We start from the raw sequence: 17,259 nt of genomic DNA, 5'->3' as shown, positions 1-17,259 counted from the left end.
AATGGAAAATTTTATTGTTTCTGCCCGTAAATATCGTCCGGCTACGTTTGAAACCGTTGTTGGGCAACAGCATATTACGGGTACTTTAAAAAACGCCATTAAAAACAATCAGCTTGCTCAGGCATTTTTATTCTGCGGTCCGCGGGGAGTGGGAAAAACCACCTGTGCCCGGATTCTGGCAAAAACCATTAACTGTACCAACCCTACAGCTGAAATGGAAGCCTGCGGCCAATGTGATAACTGTTTATCTTTTCAAAACGGGCATTCCTTTAATGTTCATGAATTAGATGCGGCATCAAACAATTCCGTTGATGATATCCGTAGTTTGATTGAACAGGTTCGGATCCCGCCACAAGCCGGCAGATATAAAATCTATATTATTGATGAGGTTCACATGTTATCGCAAAGTGCATTTAATGCCTTTTTGAAAACATTGGAAGAACCACCTTCTTATGCCATTTTTATCCTTGCTACAACTGAGAAGCATAAAATCCTGCCTACCATTCTATCTCGTTGTCAGATTTTCGATTTTAACCGCATTCAGGTAGAAGATATTTCCAATCACCTGGCTACTATCGCACAACGCGAAAATATTGCCTATGAATCTGATGGACTACATATCATCGCTCAAAAAGCAGATGGAGGTTTACGTGATGCGCTTTCGATGTTTGATCAGATTGCAAGTTATGCAAACAAAAACATCACCTATAAAGCGGTAATCGACAACCTGAATATTTTAGATTACGATTATTTCTTTAAACTCACCTCCTATTTAACGGCTGCAGAAGTGAGCCAAACCTTGCTCCTCTTCGATGAAATTTTAAATAATGGTTTCGACGGTAATAACTTCATTAATGGTTTAGCTACCCATTTCCGGAATTTGTTGGTAGGTAAAGACGCTGCAACCATTAAATTATTAGAGGTTAGCGAAAATATTAAACAAAAATATTTAGACCAATGCAGACAAACGGAATTATCATTCTTATTGACAGCCTTAAATTTGGCCAACACTTGCGATCTAAATTATAAAAACTCTAAAAACCAGCGTTTACAAGTAGAATTGGCTCTAATTAAAATGTGCCACATTCGATCGGTCGTTCAATTAGCCCAACAGCCTTTAAACCTTAGTAATACAGCAACTGACCAAGATCAGGATAAAAAAAAAACTGATGTCGTAGCTGAAAAAGCAGAAAGTGTACCCACTAAAATTGAAAGCCAAAGCCCACCAGCAAAAACTGAAATACCTTCATCACCTTTAATTGAAGAGAAACCGAAGATAAGTACTCCTGCTTCGGCAAATTCGATAAGTATTAATATTCCTAAAAAAAACGTCGGCACATTAATTCCTTCGCTAAACGATTTGGAACGTCTGGCCAATGGAGAGGAAGATAATGGGCCTAAGAAAGCTACCGGCGAAGCCCGTGAGCCTTTCACTTATGATCAATTATTGGAAGTATGGAATAAATACATTCAGATTTTAAAAAGCACAGATAAGATCAACCTCTTTACTATCCTGAATAATTTTGCCCCAAAACTTCTTAGTCCGGTATTGATTGAGATTTCAGTAGAAAGCAAAACACAGGAGCAATTTGTCATTCAGGAATCAGTAGAGTTGATGAACTTCCTCAGAAATCAATTGCAGAATTTTGCCGTCGACATTACCTTTAAACAGGTGGAACGGAAAATTGAAAACAGATTGTATGGCAATAGGGAAAAGTATGATTATCTGGTTAATAAAAACCCAAAGCTAGATGAATTACGCAAGAGGTTTAATTTAGATATTAATCCATAGAAATATGAATGCAGACCAAAAAGCAAATCTAAAAAACGTCGCGATAGCTGCCTTATCCTTCACATTTCTTTTCGGTATTATTGAAACATTTATTGCAGGCATTGCTTACGCTGTTATTGCAGCCCCTATTGCGGGTCTCGTTTTTGGCTTATTAATGTATTTATTTTTGAATTCGAAAAAAGTGAAGGAACAAACTACACTGGCAAAAAATGATCAGGAAAGAATTATTTATTCAGGTGCTGCTAATCATTTCAAAAATGCAGAAGCAGTAGGCGGGAAATTATATCTGCTAAATGATAGACTGGAATTCAAATCTCATGGATTCAACATCCAGAATCATGCCTTTAACATTTACTTAACTGAGATTAAAGAATTGAACTTTTATAAAACCCTGGGCATTGTACCAAATGGCCTGGAAATTATTTTAAGCAATGGTGAGGTTGAGAAATTTGTTGTAAATAATAGGTCTTCCTGGAAAACAGAAATTGAAAAATCAATAAAGGTACTATAAACAAAAACCAGGATTATACATTAAAATGTACAATCCTGGTTTTTGAAATCATGACTGCTTATAGCAAAGAGCCAATTAAAATATCTGACTATTTCTCTGGTGCGTCGTTTATCGGATAACCTTCTTCATCTAAATCATCACGATCATCTTCAGGTGTACGTGCTAAAATTTCATCTTCTGTATTCAATTTTACACTCTCCCCATTGTCTACGTGCATACCTAATTCCTCTAAATTATCTTCAGCAATGTCTTCATTGCTAGCATATTCATCACCAACATACGGATTGGCTTCATCATAAGTGGAGTCATCATCTTTAGCACCTGCAGCAACGGTTTCATATCCCATCGGATGATCATAATCCTCATCATCACCTTTAACATCCAACTCATAACTTTGTTTCTTTTCATCAAAAGATAAATTCTCTTTATTAATTTCCGGATTTTCTGTAGTGCTATGTATTTTATCTTGTGATCCTTTATTTTCGTTAATTGACATGATAATATCTCCTATTTTAGTTATTATGATAACAAATGGTTTAGCAGATGGTTTTTGAGAGATTATGTATTTTAAAAGGATCGATCAACTATTATAAGTTAATTATCAGGTTATCTAATTCCAAAATACTTTTTATATTAGCATACCCATCCCTATAAATCAAGCATAATCAAATGATTTATATAGACAAATAACTTTACGCTATCATGAATGAAAAATATCACAACAAATACAGAATTTCTTCTGCACGTTTACAAACTTGGGATTACGGCTGGGTAGGTGAATATTTTATAACCATTTGCACAAAAGATAGATTGCATTACTTTGGAGAGATCAAAAATGGTCAAATGATATTATCAAATATTGGTGTGATTGCCAATTTGATGTGGTACGAAATCAGAAATCACCAAAAAAATGTAGAATTAGGTGAATTTATTGTGATGCCAAACCATGTGCATGGGATTTTGATTTTAAATAATATAAATCCTTTGCCTGCAGTACAGACAGGGCATGCCCTGTCTCTAGCTCCCGGGCAACAACGCTTTCAAAATCAGGGAAAAAACACGATATCATCTATAATTGGATCTTATAAATCTGCGGTGACTAAACATTGTAACCGCTTAGGTTTTAAATTTGCGTGGCAACCATTATTTCACGATCATATTATCCGTGATGAAAAATCATTTTCAAATATTTCAAATTATATTACAAATAACCCCATGAACTGGGAAAAAGATAAATTTATTAAAGATGAATAGCATCTTTAATATGAAACATAATGATATAGAAACAAAAATCCCAATCAAAAATTAATTTGATTGGGATTTGAATCTATTTTATTACACCTTATAATCCAGCCAAAGCGGTATTCAAAGTCTCACTCGGACGCATTGCTTTATCGGTCAATTCATCATTTGGATGATAATAACCGCCAATGTTTTGCGGCTTACCTTGAGCACCAATTAACTCTTCATTAATTTTTGATTCGTTTTCTATTAATGCTTTTGCCAATGGCGCAAACCTGGCCTGCAATTCAGCATCTTTGGTTTGAGCGGCTAATGCCTCTGCCCAATATAATGCTAGATAAAAATGTGAACCACGGTTATCAATGGTACCCAATTTTCTACCAGGAGATTTATCTGTCGCTAGGAACTTCGCATTTGCTTCATCCAATGCATCAGCCAGAACCTGGGCTTTAGCATTATTTTGTGTTTGTGATAAATGCTCTAAAGAAGCCTGAAGTGCTAAAAATTCACCTAATGAATCCCAACGTAAATAACCTTCTTCAATGAACTGCTCAATGTGTTTAGGAGCAGAACCTCCGGCACCTGTTTCAAATAAACCACCGCCATTCATTAATGGAACGATAGATAACATTTTAGCAGAAGTACCCAACTCTAAAATTGGGAACAAATCTGTTAAATAATCACGCAAGACATTACCTGTAACTGAAATGGTATCTTCACCCTTACGGATACGGTCTAATGTAAATTGAGTAGCTTCAATCGGGGCAAGAATACGAATGTCAAGACCAGTAGTATCATGATCTTTTAAATAAGTATTTACTTTAGCAATGATTTCTCTATCATGTGCCCTGTTTTCATCTAACCAGAAAACAGCTGGTGTTTCAGACAAACGAGCTCTGTTTACTGCTAATTTAACCCAATCCTGAATGGGTGCATCCTTTGTTTGGCACATGCGGAAGATATCACCTTGTTCAACCTTTTGATCGAAGAAAACTTTGCCATCTGAATCAGTTACCTGAATAATTCCATTAGCTGTAGCTTGAAAAGTTTTATCATGCGATCCATATTCTTCAGCTTTTTGAGCCATTAAGCCAACATTAGGCACAGAGCCTATAGTAGTTACATCAAAAGCACCATGTGCCTTACAATCATCAATAGTTGCAGTATACACACCAGCATAGCAGCGATCTGGAATTAAGGCAATAGTATCCTGAGATTTACCTTCTTTATTCCACATCTGACCAGAAGTACGAATCATTGCCGGCATCGAAGCATCAACAATCACGTCACTAGGTACATGCAGATTGGTAATTCCTTTATCCGAATTTACCATTGCCAAAGCCGGACCATTTTCAATTGCTGCTGCAATTGCCGCCTCAACTTCTGCTTGTTCCGGACGACCAGCGATTTTTGCAAAAACATCACCTAAACCATTGCGTGTATCTACATTAATTTCTTTAAAAAGATCTGCATATTTGGTAAAAACATCAGCAAAGTAAACTTCTACAATTGCACCAAAAATGATCGGGTCAGAAACTTTCATCATTGTTGCTTTTAAATGTGCAGACAATAAAACACCTGCAGATTTTGCTTCTTCAATTTCTTTGGCAACAAAAGATTTCAAAGCAGAAAGGCTTAGTGATGAACTATCAATCACCTCACCAGCTTTTAATGGGGATAAACCTTTTAATTCAGTAACTGAACCATCTTCTGCTACAAATTCGATTTTAAACTGACTGGCATCCTGAACCGTTACCGACTTTTCTGATCCATAAAAGTCGCCTTCTGTCATGCTGGCTACTTTTGTTTTTGAATCTGCAGACCATTTACCCATCGAATGTGGATTTTGTTTTGCATAATTTTTGACTGCCTTTGGTGCCCTGCGATCAGAGTTACCCTCACGTAAAACAGGGTTTACCGCAGAACCAAGAACTTTTGCATATTTTGTTTTAATCGCTTTCTCTTCTTCTGATTGCGCATTATCTGGATAATTAGGAATAGCAAAACCCTGAGACTGTAACTCGGTGATGGTACCTACTAATTGAGGAATAGATGCTGATATATTTGGTAATTTAATGATGTTTGCTTCTGGAGTGGTAGCCAATGTACCAAGCTCTGCCAAAGCATCACTAATTTTTTGATCGTCTTTTAAATACTCTGGAAAGTTTGCCAAAATTCTTCCCGCTAAAGAAATATCTCTGGTTTCTACATCAATACCTGCTGATGCAGTAAAGGCTTGTACAATAGGTAAAAGTGAATAAGTTGCCAACATGGGCGCCTCATCGGTTTTGGTATAGATAATTTTTGATGTATTTGACATGTTAATATTGATTTTGCTTTATAAAGGTTAACTATTTAATCGATTAAAACTACAAACCGACCTTTTCTTAAAATCGCCTAAAGATAAAATAATCGAATGAATTAAGGAACATCCTAATGTTATTTGTGTTTTCCAGAAGCTTAAATTTTATTGACATTTTTTTATCAAAACCTGAATTATTATTTTTTTTTGCAACTAAAATATGACATCTATAATTGCTGCGTTTTTATAAATGGATCAGGATTTGTTATTAAAGAAGACAAACCATATGAGCAATTAAATACGGAAGAATTATCTCCCTGATTTAGTGCGATACAACGCACAGCTCTTAATTTAAACCTATATTCTTTTTTCTATGAGTGAACAAAATTTAGAACAGCTTTTAATGCAGGGACACTATGACCAGGCATTGCCATTACTTCAATCAGGTGAGAAATTATCAAAAGATCTTCCCGAACACCAAAAATCTCAAATTTTAGAGCGGTTGTTCAGTAACGAGCAATATGAACTGCTCAATCAGTTGGTAGACAGCAAATGGATTGAAACTGATGTGTATGAATTTGATAGTTTTGATAAAAGCATCTTTGGCAAAATCATTTGGAACCTTAAAAACGACGATAAAGCAATCAGCTTTTTTCAGGATTTCATCTCTAAATTCGAAAACATCAATGATGAAGTAGAAGCAAAAACCCTTTTAGGCTATTTCCTTGAAAAAGGGGCAAGTGTAGAAAAAATTAAAATACTAATAGATGCCGGGTGTGATATCAATTTCACCAATAATGCTGAAGAAAATTTTATCCATCAGGTCATCAGGACTAACTTGATGAAACCGCAGCTTTCTATCTCTTACCTCGAGCTATTAATTAATGAAGGTTTAGATGTAAACGCAGCCAATATTGTAAAAAAAACACCGCTCATTGCAGCCATTGAATTTAACAAACCAGAATACTTGGACATCTTATTACAAAATGGTGCAAATCCTAATGATTTGGATCAGGATGGAAATTCTGCAATTTATTATGCTGTGGCCCATAAACAGGATTTAAACATTTACCTCAAACTGAGAGATTTTGGCAGCCCGGATTTTGATACCGTTAATAAAAATGGCGTAACAACACTTTTTGAATATTTGAGGATGATGTACGTTAGTGATAAAAACCTTGAACTTTTACGTAACCTCATCAGTGATGGCGCAGATATTTATCAGGCTAGTATTTATTACAGTAAAGAGAAAACACCTGTAGATCTGATCGCAGAAAAACAACCTGAAGTGCTTCAGGCTATTTTAGATTCTGGCAACCTGGATGTAAACAGGCAAGATGATCATGGTAACACCCTTTTGCATAAAGTTTGCGCATTCAATGTAAATTTTGAAGCAGAAAAGGCAAAAGAAACCTATAAAAAAGTAAAAATGTTATTGGAAAACGGAGCGGATACTACTATCAGTAACGACGAAGACAAAACACCTTTGATGCTTGCGTCTGACGATAACCTTAAAATAAAAACGGTAGAACTATTAATGAAAAATTCTTAATCTGATTCAGGAAAAATATGTCAATGTCATTTATAATTGCCTGCGAAAGTGGCAAAAGAAAAATAGCCGAACTTTTATTGGCAAATGGAGAAGTTGAAGTTGGTTACACAGATGAAAAAGGTAGAACAGCATTACATTATGCAGCTCACCGTGGTTATTTAGATCTTGTTCAACTTTTAATTGGCGCTGGAGCTGATATAAATTATGAAGACCATGCCGGAGAAACACCACTGTACTTTGCCTGTTTACAGAAACAAAAGCAAACAGCCCTTTACCTACTCGCTCAGGATGCTAAAGCAGAAATTAAAGATTTAAAAGGGAATAGCTTGCTTCACCTCACAGCACAAAGTGGTCAAATTGAGGTTTTAGAGAAATTGCTGGAGAAAGGTATTGAGGTAGATATTGAAAATAATGAAGCAGAAACACCGCTATTGGTCGCAGCCAGTTGGAGAAATAAAGAAGTTGTAAAACTGCTATTGGATAATGGTGCAAATATAAATACCACTAACAAAAGTGGTAACTCTCCGCTATTATTTGCTGTTGCATCTAAAAACATACCTGTAACAGAACTCCTCTTAGAAAATGGTGCAAACATTAATCATGTTAACCATAATGGAGAAAGTGCATTGCTTCAGGCATGTTATGATAGTAATAGAATGCTAATTAAGCTCCTAATAGATAAAGGTGCAGATGTTTTTGTATCCTCAAAAAATGGGCAATCTCCAATATGGTATGCTTGTTCAAATAACCAAAAAGAAATCGTTGCATTATTTTTAGAGAATGGTGTTGATGTAAATTATGCAAAACCAATATCTGGCGACGAAGAATCGATGTATTCTTACCTCGATTGGGTAGAAACTGCTGCCAATTTATCTTCATCGAGTTCCTTTTCTTTAGATACGGATTATGGTTATGGTGGGGAGAGCTTGCTTCATGTAGCTGCAAAAAGTGGTAATATCAGTATGGTGAAATTATTGCTGGAAAAGGGTGCTAATATTAATATCCAGGATGAAAGTGGTAATACTGCCTTACATTATGCCGCTGCGAATGGAAAAAAAGATATTGTAAAAACCTTATTAGAACATCAGGCAGATGGTACTATTGTTAACGCTAAAGAACAAAAGGCAATAGATTACGCCAACATCAAAGGCTTTAATGAAATCACGGTTTTATTACTTCAGTTTAATCCTTCTACCCAGGCCAGTTTTAGTAAACCGGCTGAAGCCGCCACAGTGGCAAACGAGACACCAAAACTTGACTTGGCAGGCAAAAAACAGGCCTTACTAGATCTTAAGGAGTTATTGGATATGGGAATTCTTTCACAGGCAGAATTTGATGTGGAAAAAGGAAAGATTTTAAGCAGTTAAACCATCAGTAAATATCATTTATAGTTATTCGTTTTAGTGATTTAAATAGAACTTATTTAACAAACATCTCTGCATATAATATGTTATCAAGCTGAATATCTTCTTATCACGAAAATTGAAAAACATGAAAAAATATTATTTTTACGCTTCGATGCTCTCTGTGGCCTTCCTGGCGAGCTGCCAATCAAACTCAAAATCAGGTCCGCAGGGTACAGACACCACCATTACTACGAGTAATGATTCAATTACTTTACCAGCGCCTGATACCACTGCTTCGAAAGATAAATTCAGCAAAGTAATTGGCTGGCCTGAAAATAAAACGCCTGTGGCACCTGAAGGTTTCGTAGTAACAAGATTTGCTAGCAATATCAAAAGTCCACGAAACATGATTGTTGCGCCAAATGGTGATGTTTTGGTTGTACTTTCTAATTCCGAACGCAGCACAAAAGAGAAAGTAGCTAATGTGGTTACCGGAAAAGCAAAATCTGAGGTAGCTGGACAAAGTGCTAATACTATACTTCTTTACAGAGATGCAGATAAAGATGGAAAACCTGAATTGACCACCACATTTTTAACAGGTTTAAACCAGCCTTATGGCATGCTGATCATTGGCAACTCATTTTATGTAGCCAATACAGATGGTGTGTGGCAGTATCCTTACAAAAGCGGAGATACAAAAATCACCAGCACCGGAAAAAAAATCATGAGTTTGCCAGCAGGTGGCTATAATAACCATTGGACCAGAAACCTAATTGCCAATGCTGACAAGAGCAAAATTTATGTAACTGTCGGCTCTGGAAGTAATGTTGGTGAAAATGGAATGGAAAATGAGATTCGTAGGGCTAATATTTTAGAAGTTAATCCTGATGGAACCGGCGAAAAAATTTATGCTTCTGGTTTACGTAATCCGGTAGGTATCGATTGGGCACCAGGAACAAATATGCTTTGGACAGCTGTTAATGAACGTGATGGGTTAGGTGATGATTTAGTTCCTGATTACATTACCAGCGTAAAAGAGGGTGCATTTTATGGCTGGCCGTATTCCTATTATGGTCAGAATGAAGACCCTAGATTAAAGGGCAAAAACCCCGATTTGGTTAAAAAGGCTATAGCGCCTGATGTTCCTGTAGGATCACATACGGCATCTTTAGGATTAGCTTTCTATAAAGGAAATAAATATCCTGCTAAATATCAGGGTGGTGCTTTTGTTGGTCAGCATGGCTCATGGAACCGTTCTGCCATATCAGGCTACAAAGTCATTTTTGTACCTTTTAAAGATGGAAAGCCAGCCGGTAAACCTGAAGATTTTCTTACCGGATTTATTGCAGACACCGATAAAGCAGAAGTGTATGGAAGGCCTGTTGGTGTAACCCTTGCTGCAGATGGTGCCTTATTGGTAGCAGATGATGTAAGTGGTGTAGTTTGGCGGGTAGCTTCAAAATAATTATTCATAACTTATAAGGGAGTAGATGGCTGAATTGCCACCTGTTCCCTTATTTTTTTTAAAAACAAGATATTGAAAATAATCTTTACTAGCCTTTTTCTGTTTCTTTCTGTTACAGCTTTTGCGCAGATAAGTGAAACCGACTCCGTTAAAAAATTAAAGGAAGTAGTTGTTCGTGGCTATTATAATAACCAAACACTGTTAAGATCCGTTTCATCTGTTAGCTTAATTGACACCAATCTCATTCGTAACCAACCCAATACCTCATTGATAAGTACATTCAATACCGTTCCGGGATTAAGAATGGAAGAACGATCACCTGGAAGTTATCGTTTATCACTTCGGGGAAGTTTGCTCCGTTCACCTTTTGGGATCAGGAATATTAAAATTTATATTGATGATTTCCCGCTTACTGATGCTGGTGGAAACACTTATTTAAATGCACTTGATCCACAATCCCTTACCAGCGTGGAGGTTTACAAAGGTCCCGAAGCCAGTATTTTTGGTGCCAATACCGGAGGAACTATTTTGATCACTCCTTTAGCTACAAATCAAAATGCGGTTTCGGCATCTGTTACTGCAGGTTCATACGGTCTATTCCATCAAACTGCCAGCATTCAGCAAAAGCATAAAAATTATAGCTTTAATTTGATGGAGGGTTATCAAAGAAGCGATGGATTTCGTGAAAATAGCGCAATGGAGCGAAAATATATTCAAACCAATCACCAATGGGACTATAATCGTAAGGGTAATTTAAAGTTATATGCTTTTTACAGTGATTTAAATTATGAAACACCTGGAGGTTTAACTTTAGCTCAATTTGAAGTTAACCCTAAATCTGCTCGTCCTGCGACAGCAACCATCCCAGGAGCAATAACGCAGCAGGCTGCCATTTATAATAAAACACTATTTGCTGGTATAGCTAATAATTATCAAATCAGTAAAAATTTTAAACATGTATTAGCTCTATTCGGCAGTTACACAGATTTCAAAAATCCGTTTATTACCAATTATGAGAAACGATATGAACAAACATTAGGACTGAGAACTTTTGTTGATTTTCAGCAATTAAGGGATAAGCTAAAATTTAATGCACAGCTTGGATTTGAGAGCGGTGCAACTAAGACACAGATTAAAAATTTCAATAATAATGCAGGATCTCCCGCTGCCATGCAAGCTTTTGATCACTTGAAAGCCAACCAGAATTTTGCTTTTTTACGTCTTAATTTAGACATCAATAATAAGCTTTTAATTGAATTGGCTTCCAGTCTGAATTTTTACAAGTATCACTATGAGAGCTTTTTCCCTACAGTAATAGCTGAAAAAGAGAGAAAGTTTGATGTAGAAATCATGCCAAAGTTAGCAGCTTCTTATCTGATCACAAAAGAACTTTCTATCAGAGGAACCATTAGTAAGGGTTATTCTCCTCCTACTATTGCTGAAGTAAGGGCTTCAGACAATAATATTAATAATAATCTGCAGGCAGAATCAGGATGGAATTATGAAGGCGGCATCAGGTATAATCTACAGAACAATCGGCTTTATCTGGCAGCGAATGTATTTCAATTCAATTTAAATAATGCTATCGTCAGGCGTTTGAATGCTAATGATGCAGAATTCTTTATTAATGCTGGCGGAACAACACAGCGGGGTCTTGAACTGGAAACCTCATTCTGGCTGATCAGAAATAGCCATTCCTTTTTAAATGGAATTGAGATCAAAAGCAGCTATACTTTTAATCATTTTAGATTTAAAGAATTTACAGCAGATAATTTAAGTTTTGATGGCAATAAACTAACTGGTGTTCCGTCAAACGTCGCCGTGTCCAGTTTGGATTTTCAGTTTAGCAAGGGTCTGTATTTTTTTGCACAGCATAATTACACTTCTTCTATTCCGCTGAATGACGGTAATACGGCATTTGCAAAAAATTATCACCTCATCGAACTTAAAACAGGTATGCGTAATATCCATCTTAAAAAGGTTAATCTAGAGGTTTTCGGAGGGATAAATAATTTACTCAACCAAACCTATAGTTTAGGTAATGATTTAAACGCCATTGCGGGTAGATACTACAATGCGGCACCGGGCCTAAATTTTTACCTTGGCACTTCAGTTAAACTTTAAAAAAGACATCAGGTAATTGAGCTTTAGCCAACACAATTACCTGATGCTATCTATGCTTAATTTGATAAGTCGATTTCTTTAATCGCAACTTCACTTACCACAATGTCTGTCGTAAACTTTTTAGATCCATCTTTCGCCACATATGATCCTGATAATAATTTACCTTCAACCGTTAATCTGGTTCCCTTTTTAATCTGAGCGGAAGCAATGTCAGCTTTATCATTCCAGAATGTAAGCATAAACCAGTTTGTTCTTTTGACCTCTTCACCTGACGCATTTTTGTAATACTCATTTACAGCTAGATTTACCTTCGCTAATCTTTGATTTCCTGAGATATTTTTAACCTCAGCATCTGCTCCTGCAAAACCGCTTAATACTACTTTGTTAATTGCACTTTCCATAATCTTTTAATTTTAAGTTTCTTAATCATTAATGAACGATAGCTTTCCTCACTATCGACAGAACAAAGGTGCAAACAGGGATAAATTTTATTCGGGTGTTAAACAGTTATAGTCATTTATAAACGTTTATACACGAATATTAATCATTTAAAATAGTCCTCACTAACAGAATTTACTTTACCTATGCCTTTAAAAGTATATTTTGCGCACATCTAAAATTTTATTAGTTTTAATCATCATCCCATAATATAAATCTGATTATATATATGGAACGCTTGTGTTTAGATTGCGGTGAGGCTGTTAGAGGCAGAACTGATAAAAAGTTTTGTGATGATAGTTGTCGTAATAATTACAATAACCGTTTAAAAAGTGAAAACGGTATCGTATTCAACAGGATTAATTTAATTCTTAAAAAAAACCGCACCCTGCTGTCTAAGTTCAATCCCGATGGAAAAATTAAGATATCGAAAAAGAAAATGGTAAATGCAGGCTTTAATTTTGATTATTACACCCACACTTATCAAACTCAAAATGGCAAGCGTTATATCTTTTGTTATGAATTTGGTTATCTGGCACTGAATGAAGAGGATTTTCTATTGGTGAAAAGAGAGGAAAAGTGATTATCATACGCTATTGAAACTTAGCAATTATCGGGTATTATTAACTTCATTTCTTTGGTAGTTTTGTAGATAAGAAATGAGGTTATGAAAACACAGGAAGAAATTAACTATTATAGAATTGCAGATGCAATAAAATATATCCAGTTAAATTTCAAAAACCAACCAAGTTTAGAAGAGATTGCTGAAAAAGCAAATTTAAGCCCATACCATTTTCAGCGGCTATTCAGCGAATGGGCCGGTACCAGTCCGAAAAGATTTTTGCAGTACATTAGCATTAGCCATGCAAAAAAATGCCTGAAAGAAAATCAGGCATCATTATTTGAAACGGCATTGGAAACAGGTTTATCTGGAACCAGCAGACTACATGATCTCTTTGTGAATATTGAAGGAATGACTCCGGGCGAATATAAAAATGGAGGTGCAAATTTGAATGTTAATTACAGCTTTGCTGAAACACCCTTTGGAAAAATCATTGTAGCCGCAACATCAAAAGGCATTTGCCATCTAGTTTTTATAGAAGATGAGCAAATCGCTTTGGAGCAATTGATCTCTAAATTTCCGGCAGCAAATTTTCATCATAAATTAGATTCTATTCAACAAAATGCGCTTTTCATTTTTCAGAACGACTGGACGAAATTACAAGAAATCAAACTACATTTAAAAGGTACAGATTTTCAATTAAAAGTATGGGAAACCTTATTAAAAATCCCTATGGGTAGGTTATCCACATATGGAAGCATTGCCAACAAACTTGAAAATCCAAAAGCGTGCCGGGCAGTCGGCACAGCCATTGGCGATAATCCTGTAGCATTTTTAATTCCCTGCCATCGGGTAATCCAATCCAGTGGTGCCTTAGGTGGTTACCATTGGGGTACCGAACGTAAAATGGCCATTATTGGCTGGGAAGCTGCAAAAATAGATGAATAATAAAATATAAAAAAGATATAAAATGGATTTGTTTAGTGTGATAAAAGATATTGATCAGAATTTTCTTCCTTATGATGGAACAGTGCGGTATTTTGGCCAATTGTTTTCCAACGAAAAAGCAAATACCTATTACGAGGCACTCCTGAATACCATCGAGTGGAAGAATGATGAAGCTTTTATCATGGGCAAACACATCATTACCAAAAGAAAGGTAGCCTGGTATGGCGATCAGGAATATGCTTATACCTATTCCAATGCGACCAAATATGCACTTCCCTGGACGAGCGAATTAATCGAACTCAAACAAATTGCAGAAGAGAACACTAAATCTAAATACAATTCCTGCCTGTTAAACCTTTACCACAATGGCAATGAAGGCATGGCTTACCACAGTGATGATGAAAAAGCTCTGGGTAAAAATACCAGCATTGCTTCAATGAGTTTTGGTGCCGAAAGAAAGTTTCTTTTTAAACACAAAGCATCAAAAGAAACCATTGGCCTATTTTTAGAAAACGGAAGTTTGCTGGAGATGAAAGATGCCACCCAAACCCATTGGCTACATCGTTTACCTCCAACAAAAAAAATCAGCACGCCACGGATAAACCTTACCTTCCGATCGATGGTTGCAGGATAATCATTCTATTTTTTAAATTCGCTAATGTCTACGATGCGGTCATCATCTGGATTTTGCTTTAAAAAAGAAGCTCCTTTTGCATTTGTAGCCCAACTGTAACCTTTTCTGATTTCATTAGCAACATTGCCAGATTGCATCACATCCGCAGGAAGTTTTAGTGTAGACGTTTCTCCTGTACGATAATTAACCTGATAAAGCGAGTTTCCCGTTAAAAAAACCAAAGTTTGCTTATCAGATGAATTAAATAAAAAATCGCCTTGTATCCGTTCATTTTCGCTTTGCCTTTTGATAGGATAAATCTTTCCATTTACCAATGCAATGGCAAAATCATTATTCACAATGATATTGCTTAAGCTCATTTCTTCTATTCCCTTGGTATATTTTCGATCACTTTTTCCTTCTGACGCTTTGTATAAACTGGTCACACTTACTTTTCCATCCTTTAACGCAATCACATAAAAAGGAGAAACTAAACCAGAACCGTCTTCTACCTGAACCAACGCAGCCGTTTTTTGTGTATTGATAAACCTGGCTTGTTTAAATTGATTGGCCAATGGCTTTGGATTATCCTGAATGGCTACAGTAGTATCTTTAAACTGAACCGTAAAGTTTTCCTTACCTTCGGCTGTAGCGGGTTCAACAGTAACAATATTCAAAGTTTCATTTTTAACCTTTGGAAATTCATTGAAGTCTTCGTTATCATAAACTTTTGAAACATAAGTGGTTTCCAGTTTACCCTGTTTACAGGCAAATAAGCTGATGGAAAGTAAAATGGCTAATGCTGTAGTTTTCATAGATTTTTATTGTCGCTTTTTTTCGCTAATTTATTATCTTTATTTCTTACCTCCGATTAAAATTTCAATTTAAATCATTTAACCTCAAATGAATTATTGGATTAATTATTGTTAATCATTGTGAAATCGCAAAACCTATGAAAAATCTATTACTGCTTGGAATTATTATCTGTCTTTTTAGTGGATGTTTAGAAAAAGATGACCCTAAAAAACTGGCGCATACCAAATGGGAATTAACTGAGTTACCAGGATTAACATTACCTGCCAATGCAAAAGCAACACTTAACTTTGGAGATAGTTTAGCAGTTAATGGTAAATCTTTTTGTAATTCCTATGGAGGCAAAGTTGAAATAGTAGATCGCAAGATTAAATTAAAAGACATAATCAGTACCCGGATGTTTTGTCAGGAAACAGATGCTGCCGAACGTGCATACGTACAAGCCATTAACCAGGTAAACAAGGCTAAGGTAACGGAGGAAAAACTAATACTGTTGAATGATGAAAAAGTCTTGCTTATTTTTAAAAAGGCTGATTAATAACAAAAACAGATTCAAAAGATAAGGGATAAAGTATTTTGAGTATTTTCGGGGCTTTTAAGAATGAAACATGCTGTTAAAACTAAAGGATAAATTAAGCTTCTTTTTCTCTACTGTGAGAAATGCATTTGTCTTATTTCAACAAAACGACCCCTTACGATTAGCTGGTGCAACAGCGTTCTTCACCAATTTTGCACTGCCACCAATATTGATTATCCTGATCCGCCTATTTGGTATGTTTACTGACAGGCGGATCTTATTTACCAATATCTTTCAGCGTTTGGCTAATATACTGGATGAGGATAGTATTAAACAGATTAAATTGACCCTTCGCAATATCAGGGGAATTGACCAGGCTTGGTACATCACTCTATTCAGTTTTGTCTTTTTTCTATTTGTTGCCACTACCCTATTCAATGTTATTAAAAACTCGTTAGAACAAATCTGGAATATCGGTAACAAGGATAAAAAGGGGATTATTAATACCCTTAAATCAAGAGCCATATCTATAACCATCATCTTGTTTGCCGGCATCCTATTTTTTATCGGTCTACTTGCTGATAGTGTTCAGGCGATTATTGGTGCCTATTTAAAAAGCAGTTCACCTTCATTTAATCTGATATTAACTTCCATACTTAATCAGATTGTCTTTATCATTATTGTTACCACTTGGTTTACAATGCTGTTCAGATACTTAACTAATGGCAGACCAACATGGAAAGCAGCCATTTCAGGAGGCTTACTTACAGGTTGTCTTTTTACGGTTGGTAAATACATTTTAAGAATTTTACTTCCATTGAGTAATATCAGCAACATTTATGGATCAGCCGGGTCTATTATTGTGATTATGCTTTTTGTATTCTATTCTTCCCTGATATTTTATTTTGGAGCATCATTTATTAAAGCATTAAGCGTAGGAAGAGAGACACCAATCATTCCAAAAAATGGTTCTTTTGCTTATGAGCTCACAGAGGTTGATCTCTAAAAAAACATCATAAAAAAGGGCAGATCAA

Annotated in this window: 16 protein-coding genes; 12 read left to right on the top strand and 4 right to left on the bottom strand. The window is 35.9% G+C overall.

Annotation, left to right across the window (positions count from 1 at the left end):
* Position 1 precedes the first annotated feature (1 nt).
* A complete protein-coding gene (locus EV200_RS01590) occupies positions 2–1,792 on the top strand; it encodes a DNA polymerase III subunit gamma/tau (RefSeq protein ID WP_132529075.1) in 1,791 nt (596 codons plus the stop codon).
* Between the two features lie 4 nt (positions 1,793–1,796).
* Positions 1,797–2,303, top strand: coding sequence for a hypothetical protein (locus EV200_RS01585; RefSeq protein ID WP_132529074.1), 507 nt, complete (start codon positions 1,797–1,799; stop codon positions 2,301–2,303).
* A gap of 88 nt (positions 2,304–2,391) precedes the next feature.
* On the opposite strand, the gene EV200_RS01580 is transcribed toward EV200_RS01585, so the two are convergent.
* Positions 2,392–2,799 (bottom strand): hypothetical protein, encoded by a 408-nt coding sequence (locus EV200_RS01580; protein ID WP_132529073.1) that lies wholly within the window; start codon positions 2,797–2,799, stop codon positions 2,392–2,394.
* A gap of 206 nt (positions 2,800–3,005) precedes the next feature.
* Between EV200_RS01580 and EV200_RS01575 the strand changes: the two genes are divergently transcribed.
* Complete coding sequence (locus tag EV200_RS01575) at positions 3,006–3,557, top strand: transposase (protein ID WP_132529072.1); 552 nt, start codon at positions 3,006–3,008, stop codon at positions 3,555–3,557.
* 88 nt (positions 3,558–3,645) lie between these two features.
* Here the strand turns inward: EV200_RS01575 and EV200_RS01570 are convergent, their stop codons facing one another.
* Positions 3,646–5,865 (bottom strand): NADP-dependent isocitrate dehydrogenase, encoded by a 2,220-nt coding sequence (locus EV200_RS01570; RefSeq protein WP_132529071.1) that lies wholly within the window; start codon positions 5,863–5,865, stop codon positions 3,646–3,648.
* A gap of 355 nt (positions 5,866–6,220) precedes the next feature.
* Between EV200_RS01570 and EV200_RS01565 the strand changes: the two genes are divergently transcribed.
* The 4 genes from EV200_RS01565 (at position 6,221) to EV200_RS01550 (ending at position 12,334) form a co-directional block, all read left to right on the top strand.
* Complete coding sequence (locus tag EV200_RS01565; protein WP_132529070.1) at positions 6,221–7,399, top strand: ankyrin repeat domain-containing protein; 1,179 nt, start codon at positions 6,221–6,223, stop codon at positions 7,397–7,399.
* A 23-nt stretch (positions 7,400–7,422) separates the two neighbouring features.
* Positions 7,423–8,766, top strand: coding sequence for an ankyrin repeat domain-containing protein (locus EV200_RS01560; protein WP_229676705.1), 1,344 nt, complete (start codon positions 7,423–7,425; stop codon positions 8,764–8,766).
* 124 nt (positions 8,767–8,890) lie between these two features.
* Entirely contained in the window at positions 8,891–10,210 is a 1,320-nt protein-coding gene (locus EV200_RS01555) for a PQQ-dependent sugar dehydrogenase (RefSeq protein ID WP_132529068.1), read from the top strand.
* Between the two features lie 72 nt (positions 10,211–10,282).
* Positions 10,283–12,334: a TonB-dependent receptor gene (locus tag EV200_RS01550; protein WP_132529067.1), complete on the top strand. Its 2,052-nt coding sequence runs from the start codon at positions 10,283–10,285 to the stop codon at positions 12,332–12,334.
* 56 nt (positions 12,335–12,390) lie between these two features.
* Here the strand turns inward: EV200_RS01550 and EV200_RS01545 are convergent, their stop codons facing one another.
* Positions 12,391–12,735 carry a single-stranded DNA-binding protein gene (locus EV200_RS01545; protein ID WP_132529066.1) on the bottom strand — a complete coding sequence of 115 codons (345 nt, stop codon included), beginning with the start codon at positions 12,733–12,735 and terminating at the stop codon, positions 12,391–12,393.
* A gap of 266 nt (positions 12,736–13,001) precedes the next feature.
* On the opposite strand from EV200_RS01545, the gene EV200_RS01540 reads away from it, so the two are divergent.
* The 3 genes from EV200_RS01540 to EV200_RS01530 all read left to right on the top strand — a co-directional run bounded on the left by EV200_RS01540 (position 13,002) and on the right by EV200_RS01530 (position 14,916).
* Entirely contained in the window at positions 13,002–13,355 is a 354-nt protein-coding gene (locus EV200_RS01540) for a hypothetical protein (RefSeq protein WP_132529065.1), read from the top strand.
* Positions 13,356–13,439: 84 nt separating this feature from the next.
* Positions 13,440–14,282: a methylated-DNA--[protein]-cysteine S-methyltransferase gene (locus tag EV200_RS01535; RefSeq protein ID WP_132529064.1), complete on the top strand. Its 843-nt coding sequence runs from the start codon at positions 13,440–13,442 to the stop codon at positions 14,280–14,282.
* A gap of 22 nt (positions 14,283–14,304) precedes the next feature.
* The gene (locus EV200_RS01530; RefSeq protein WP_132529063.1) at positions 14,305–14,916 is read left to right on the top strand and encodes an alpha-ketoglutarate-dependent dioxygenase AlkB family protein; all 612 of its coding nucleotides are present in this window, start codon (positions 14,305–14,307) and stop codon (positions 14,914–14,916) included.
* A 5-nt stretch (positions 14,917–14,921) separates the two neighbouring features.
* On the opposite strand, the gene EV200_RS01525 is transcribed toward EV200_RS01530, so the two are convergent.
* The gene (locus EV200_RS01525; protein WP_132529062.1) at positions 14,922–15,710 is read right to left on the bottom strand and encodes a hypothetical protein; all 789 of its coding nucleotides are present in this window, start codon (positions 15,708–15,710) and stop codon (positions 14,922–14,924) included.
* A 137-nt stretch (positions 15,711–15,847) separates the two neighbouring features.
* Between EV200_RS01525 and EV200_RS01520 the strand changes: the two genes are divergently transcribed.
* Entirely contained in the window at positions 15,848–16,246 is a 399-nt protein-coding gene (locus EV200_RS01520) for an META domain-containing protein (protein WP_132529061.1), read from the top strand.
* A gap of 70 nt (positions 16,247–16,316) precedes the next feature.
* Positions 16,317–17,231, top strand: a complete 915-nt coding sequence (locus EV200_RS01515; RefSeq protein WP_132529060.1) for a YihY/virulence factor BrkB family protein — start codon at positions 16,317–16,319, stop codon at positions 17,229–17,231.
* Positions 17,232–17,259: the final 28 nt, after the last annotated feature.

Origin of the sequence: Pedobacter psychrotolerans, from assembly GCF_004340665.1 — a bacterium.
In the GTDB taxonomy this organism is placed as follows: Bacteria; Bacteroidota; Bacteroidia; order Sphingobacteriales; family Sphingobacteriaceae; genus Pedobacter; species Pedobacter psychrotolerans.
The sequence above is the reverse complement of the archived record's forward strand: the minus strand, read 5'-3'. Positions and strand labels throughout refer to the sequence as shown.

Coding starts and splice junctions, on each gene's coding strand:
- EV200_RS01555 (WP_132529068.1), top strand. CDS start 8,891: ATGAAAAAATATTATTTTTACGCTTCGATGCTCTCTGTGGCCTTCCTG.
- EV200_RS01565 (WP_132529070.1), top strand. CDS start 6,221: ATGAGTGAACAAAATTTAGAACAGCTTTTAATGCAGGGACACTATGAC.
- EV200_RS01545 (WP_132529066.1), bottom strand. CDS start 12,735: ATGGAAAGTGCAATTAACAAAGTAGTATTAAGCGGTTTTGCAGGAGCA.
- EV200_RS01515 (WP_132529060.1), top strand. CDS start 16,317: ATGCTGTTAAAACTAAAGGATAAATTAAGCTTCTTTTTCTCTACTGTG.
- EV200_RS01570 (WP_132529071.1), bottom strand. CDS start 5,865: ATGTCAAATACATCAAAAATTATCTATACCAAAACCGATGAGGCGCCC.
- EV200_RS01560 (WP_229676705.1), top strand. CDS start 7,423: ATGTCATTTATAATTGCCTGCGAAAGTGGCAAAAGAAAAATAGCCGAA.
- EV200_RS01530 (WP_132529063.1), top strand. CDS start 14,305: ATGGATTTGTTTAGTGTGATAAAAGATATTGATCAGAATTTTCTTCCT.
- EV200_RS01520 (WP_132529061.1), top strand. CDS start 15,848: ATGAAAAATCTATTACTGCTTGGAATTATTATCTGTCTTTTTAGTGGA.
- EV200_RS01525 (WP_132529062.1), bottom strand. CDS start 15,710: ATGAAAACTACAGCATTAGCCATTTTACTTTCCATCAGCTTATTTGCC.
- EV200_RS01535 (WP_132529064.1), top strand. CDS start 13,440: ATGAAAACACAGGAAGAAATTAACTATTATAGAATTGCAGATGCAATA.
- EV200_RS01580 (WP_132529073.1), bottom strand. CDS start 2,799: ATGTCAATTAACGAAAATAAAGGATCACAAGATAAAATACATAGCACT.
- EV200_RS01590 (WP_132529075.1), top strand. CDS start 2: ATGGAAAATTTTATTGTTTCTGCCCGTAAATATCGTCCGGCTACGTTT.
- EV200_RS01575 (WP_132529072.1), top strand. CDS start 3,006: ATGAATGAAAAATATCACAACAAATACAGAATTTCTTCTGCACGTTTA.
- EV200_RS01585 (WP_132529074.1), top strand. CDS start 1,797: ATGAATGCAGACCAAAAAGCAAATCTAAAAAACGTCGCGATAGCTGCC.
- EV200_RS01540 (WP_132529065.1), top strand. CDS start 13,002: ATGGAACGCTTGTGTTTAGATTGCGGTGAGGCTGTTAGAGGCAGAACT.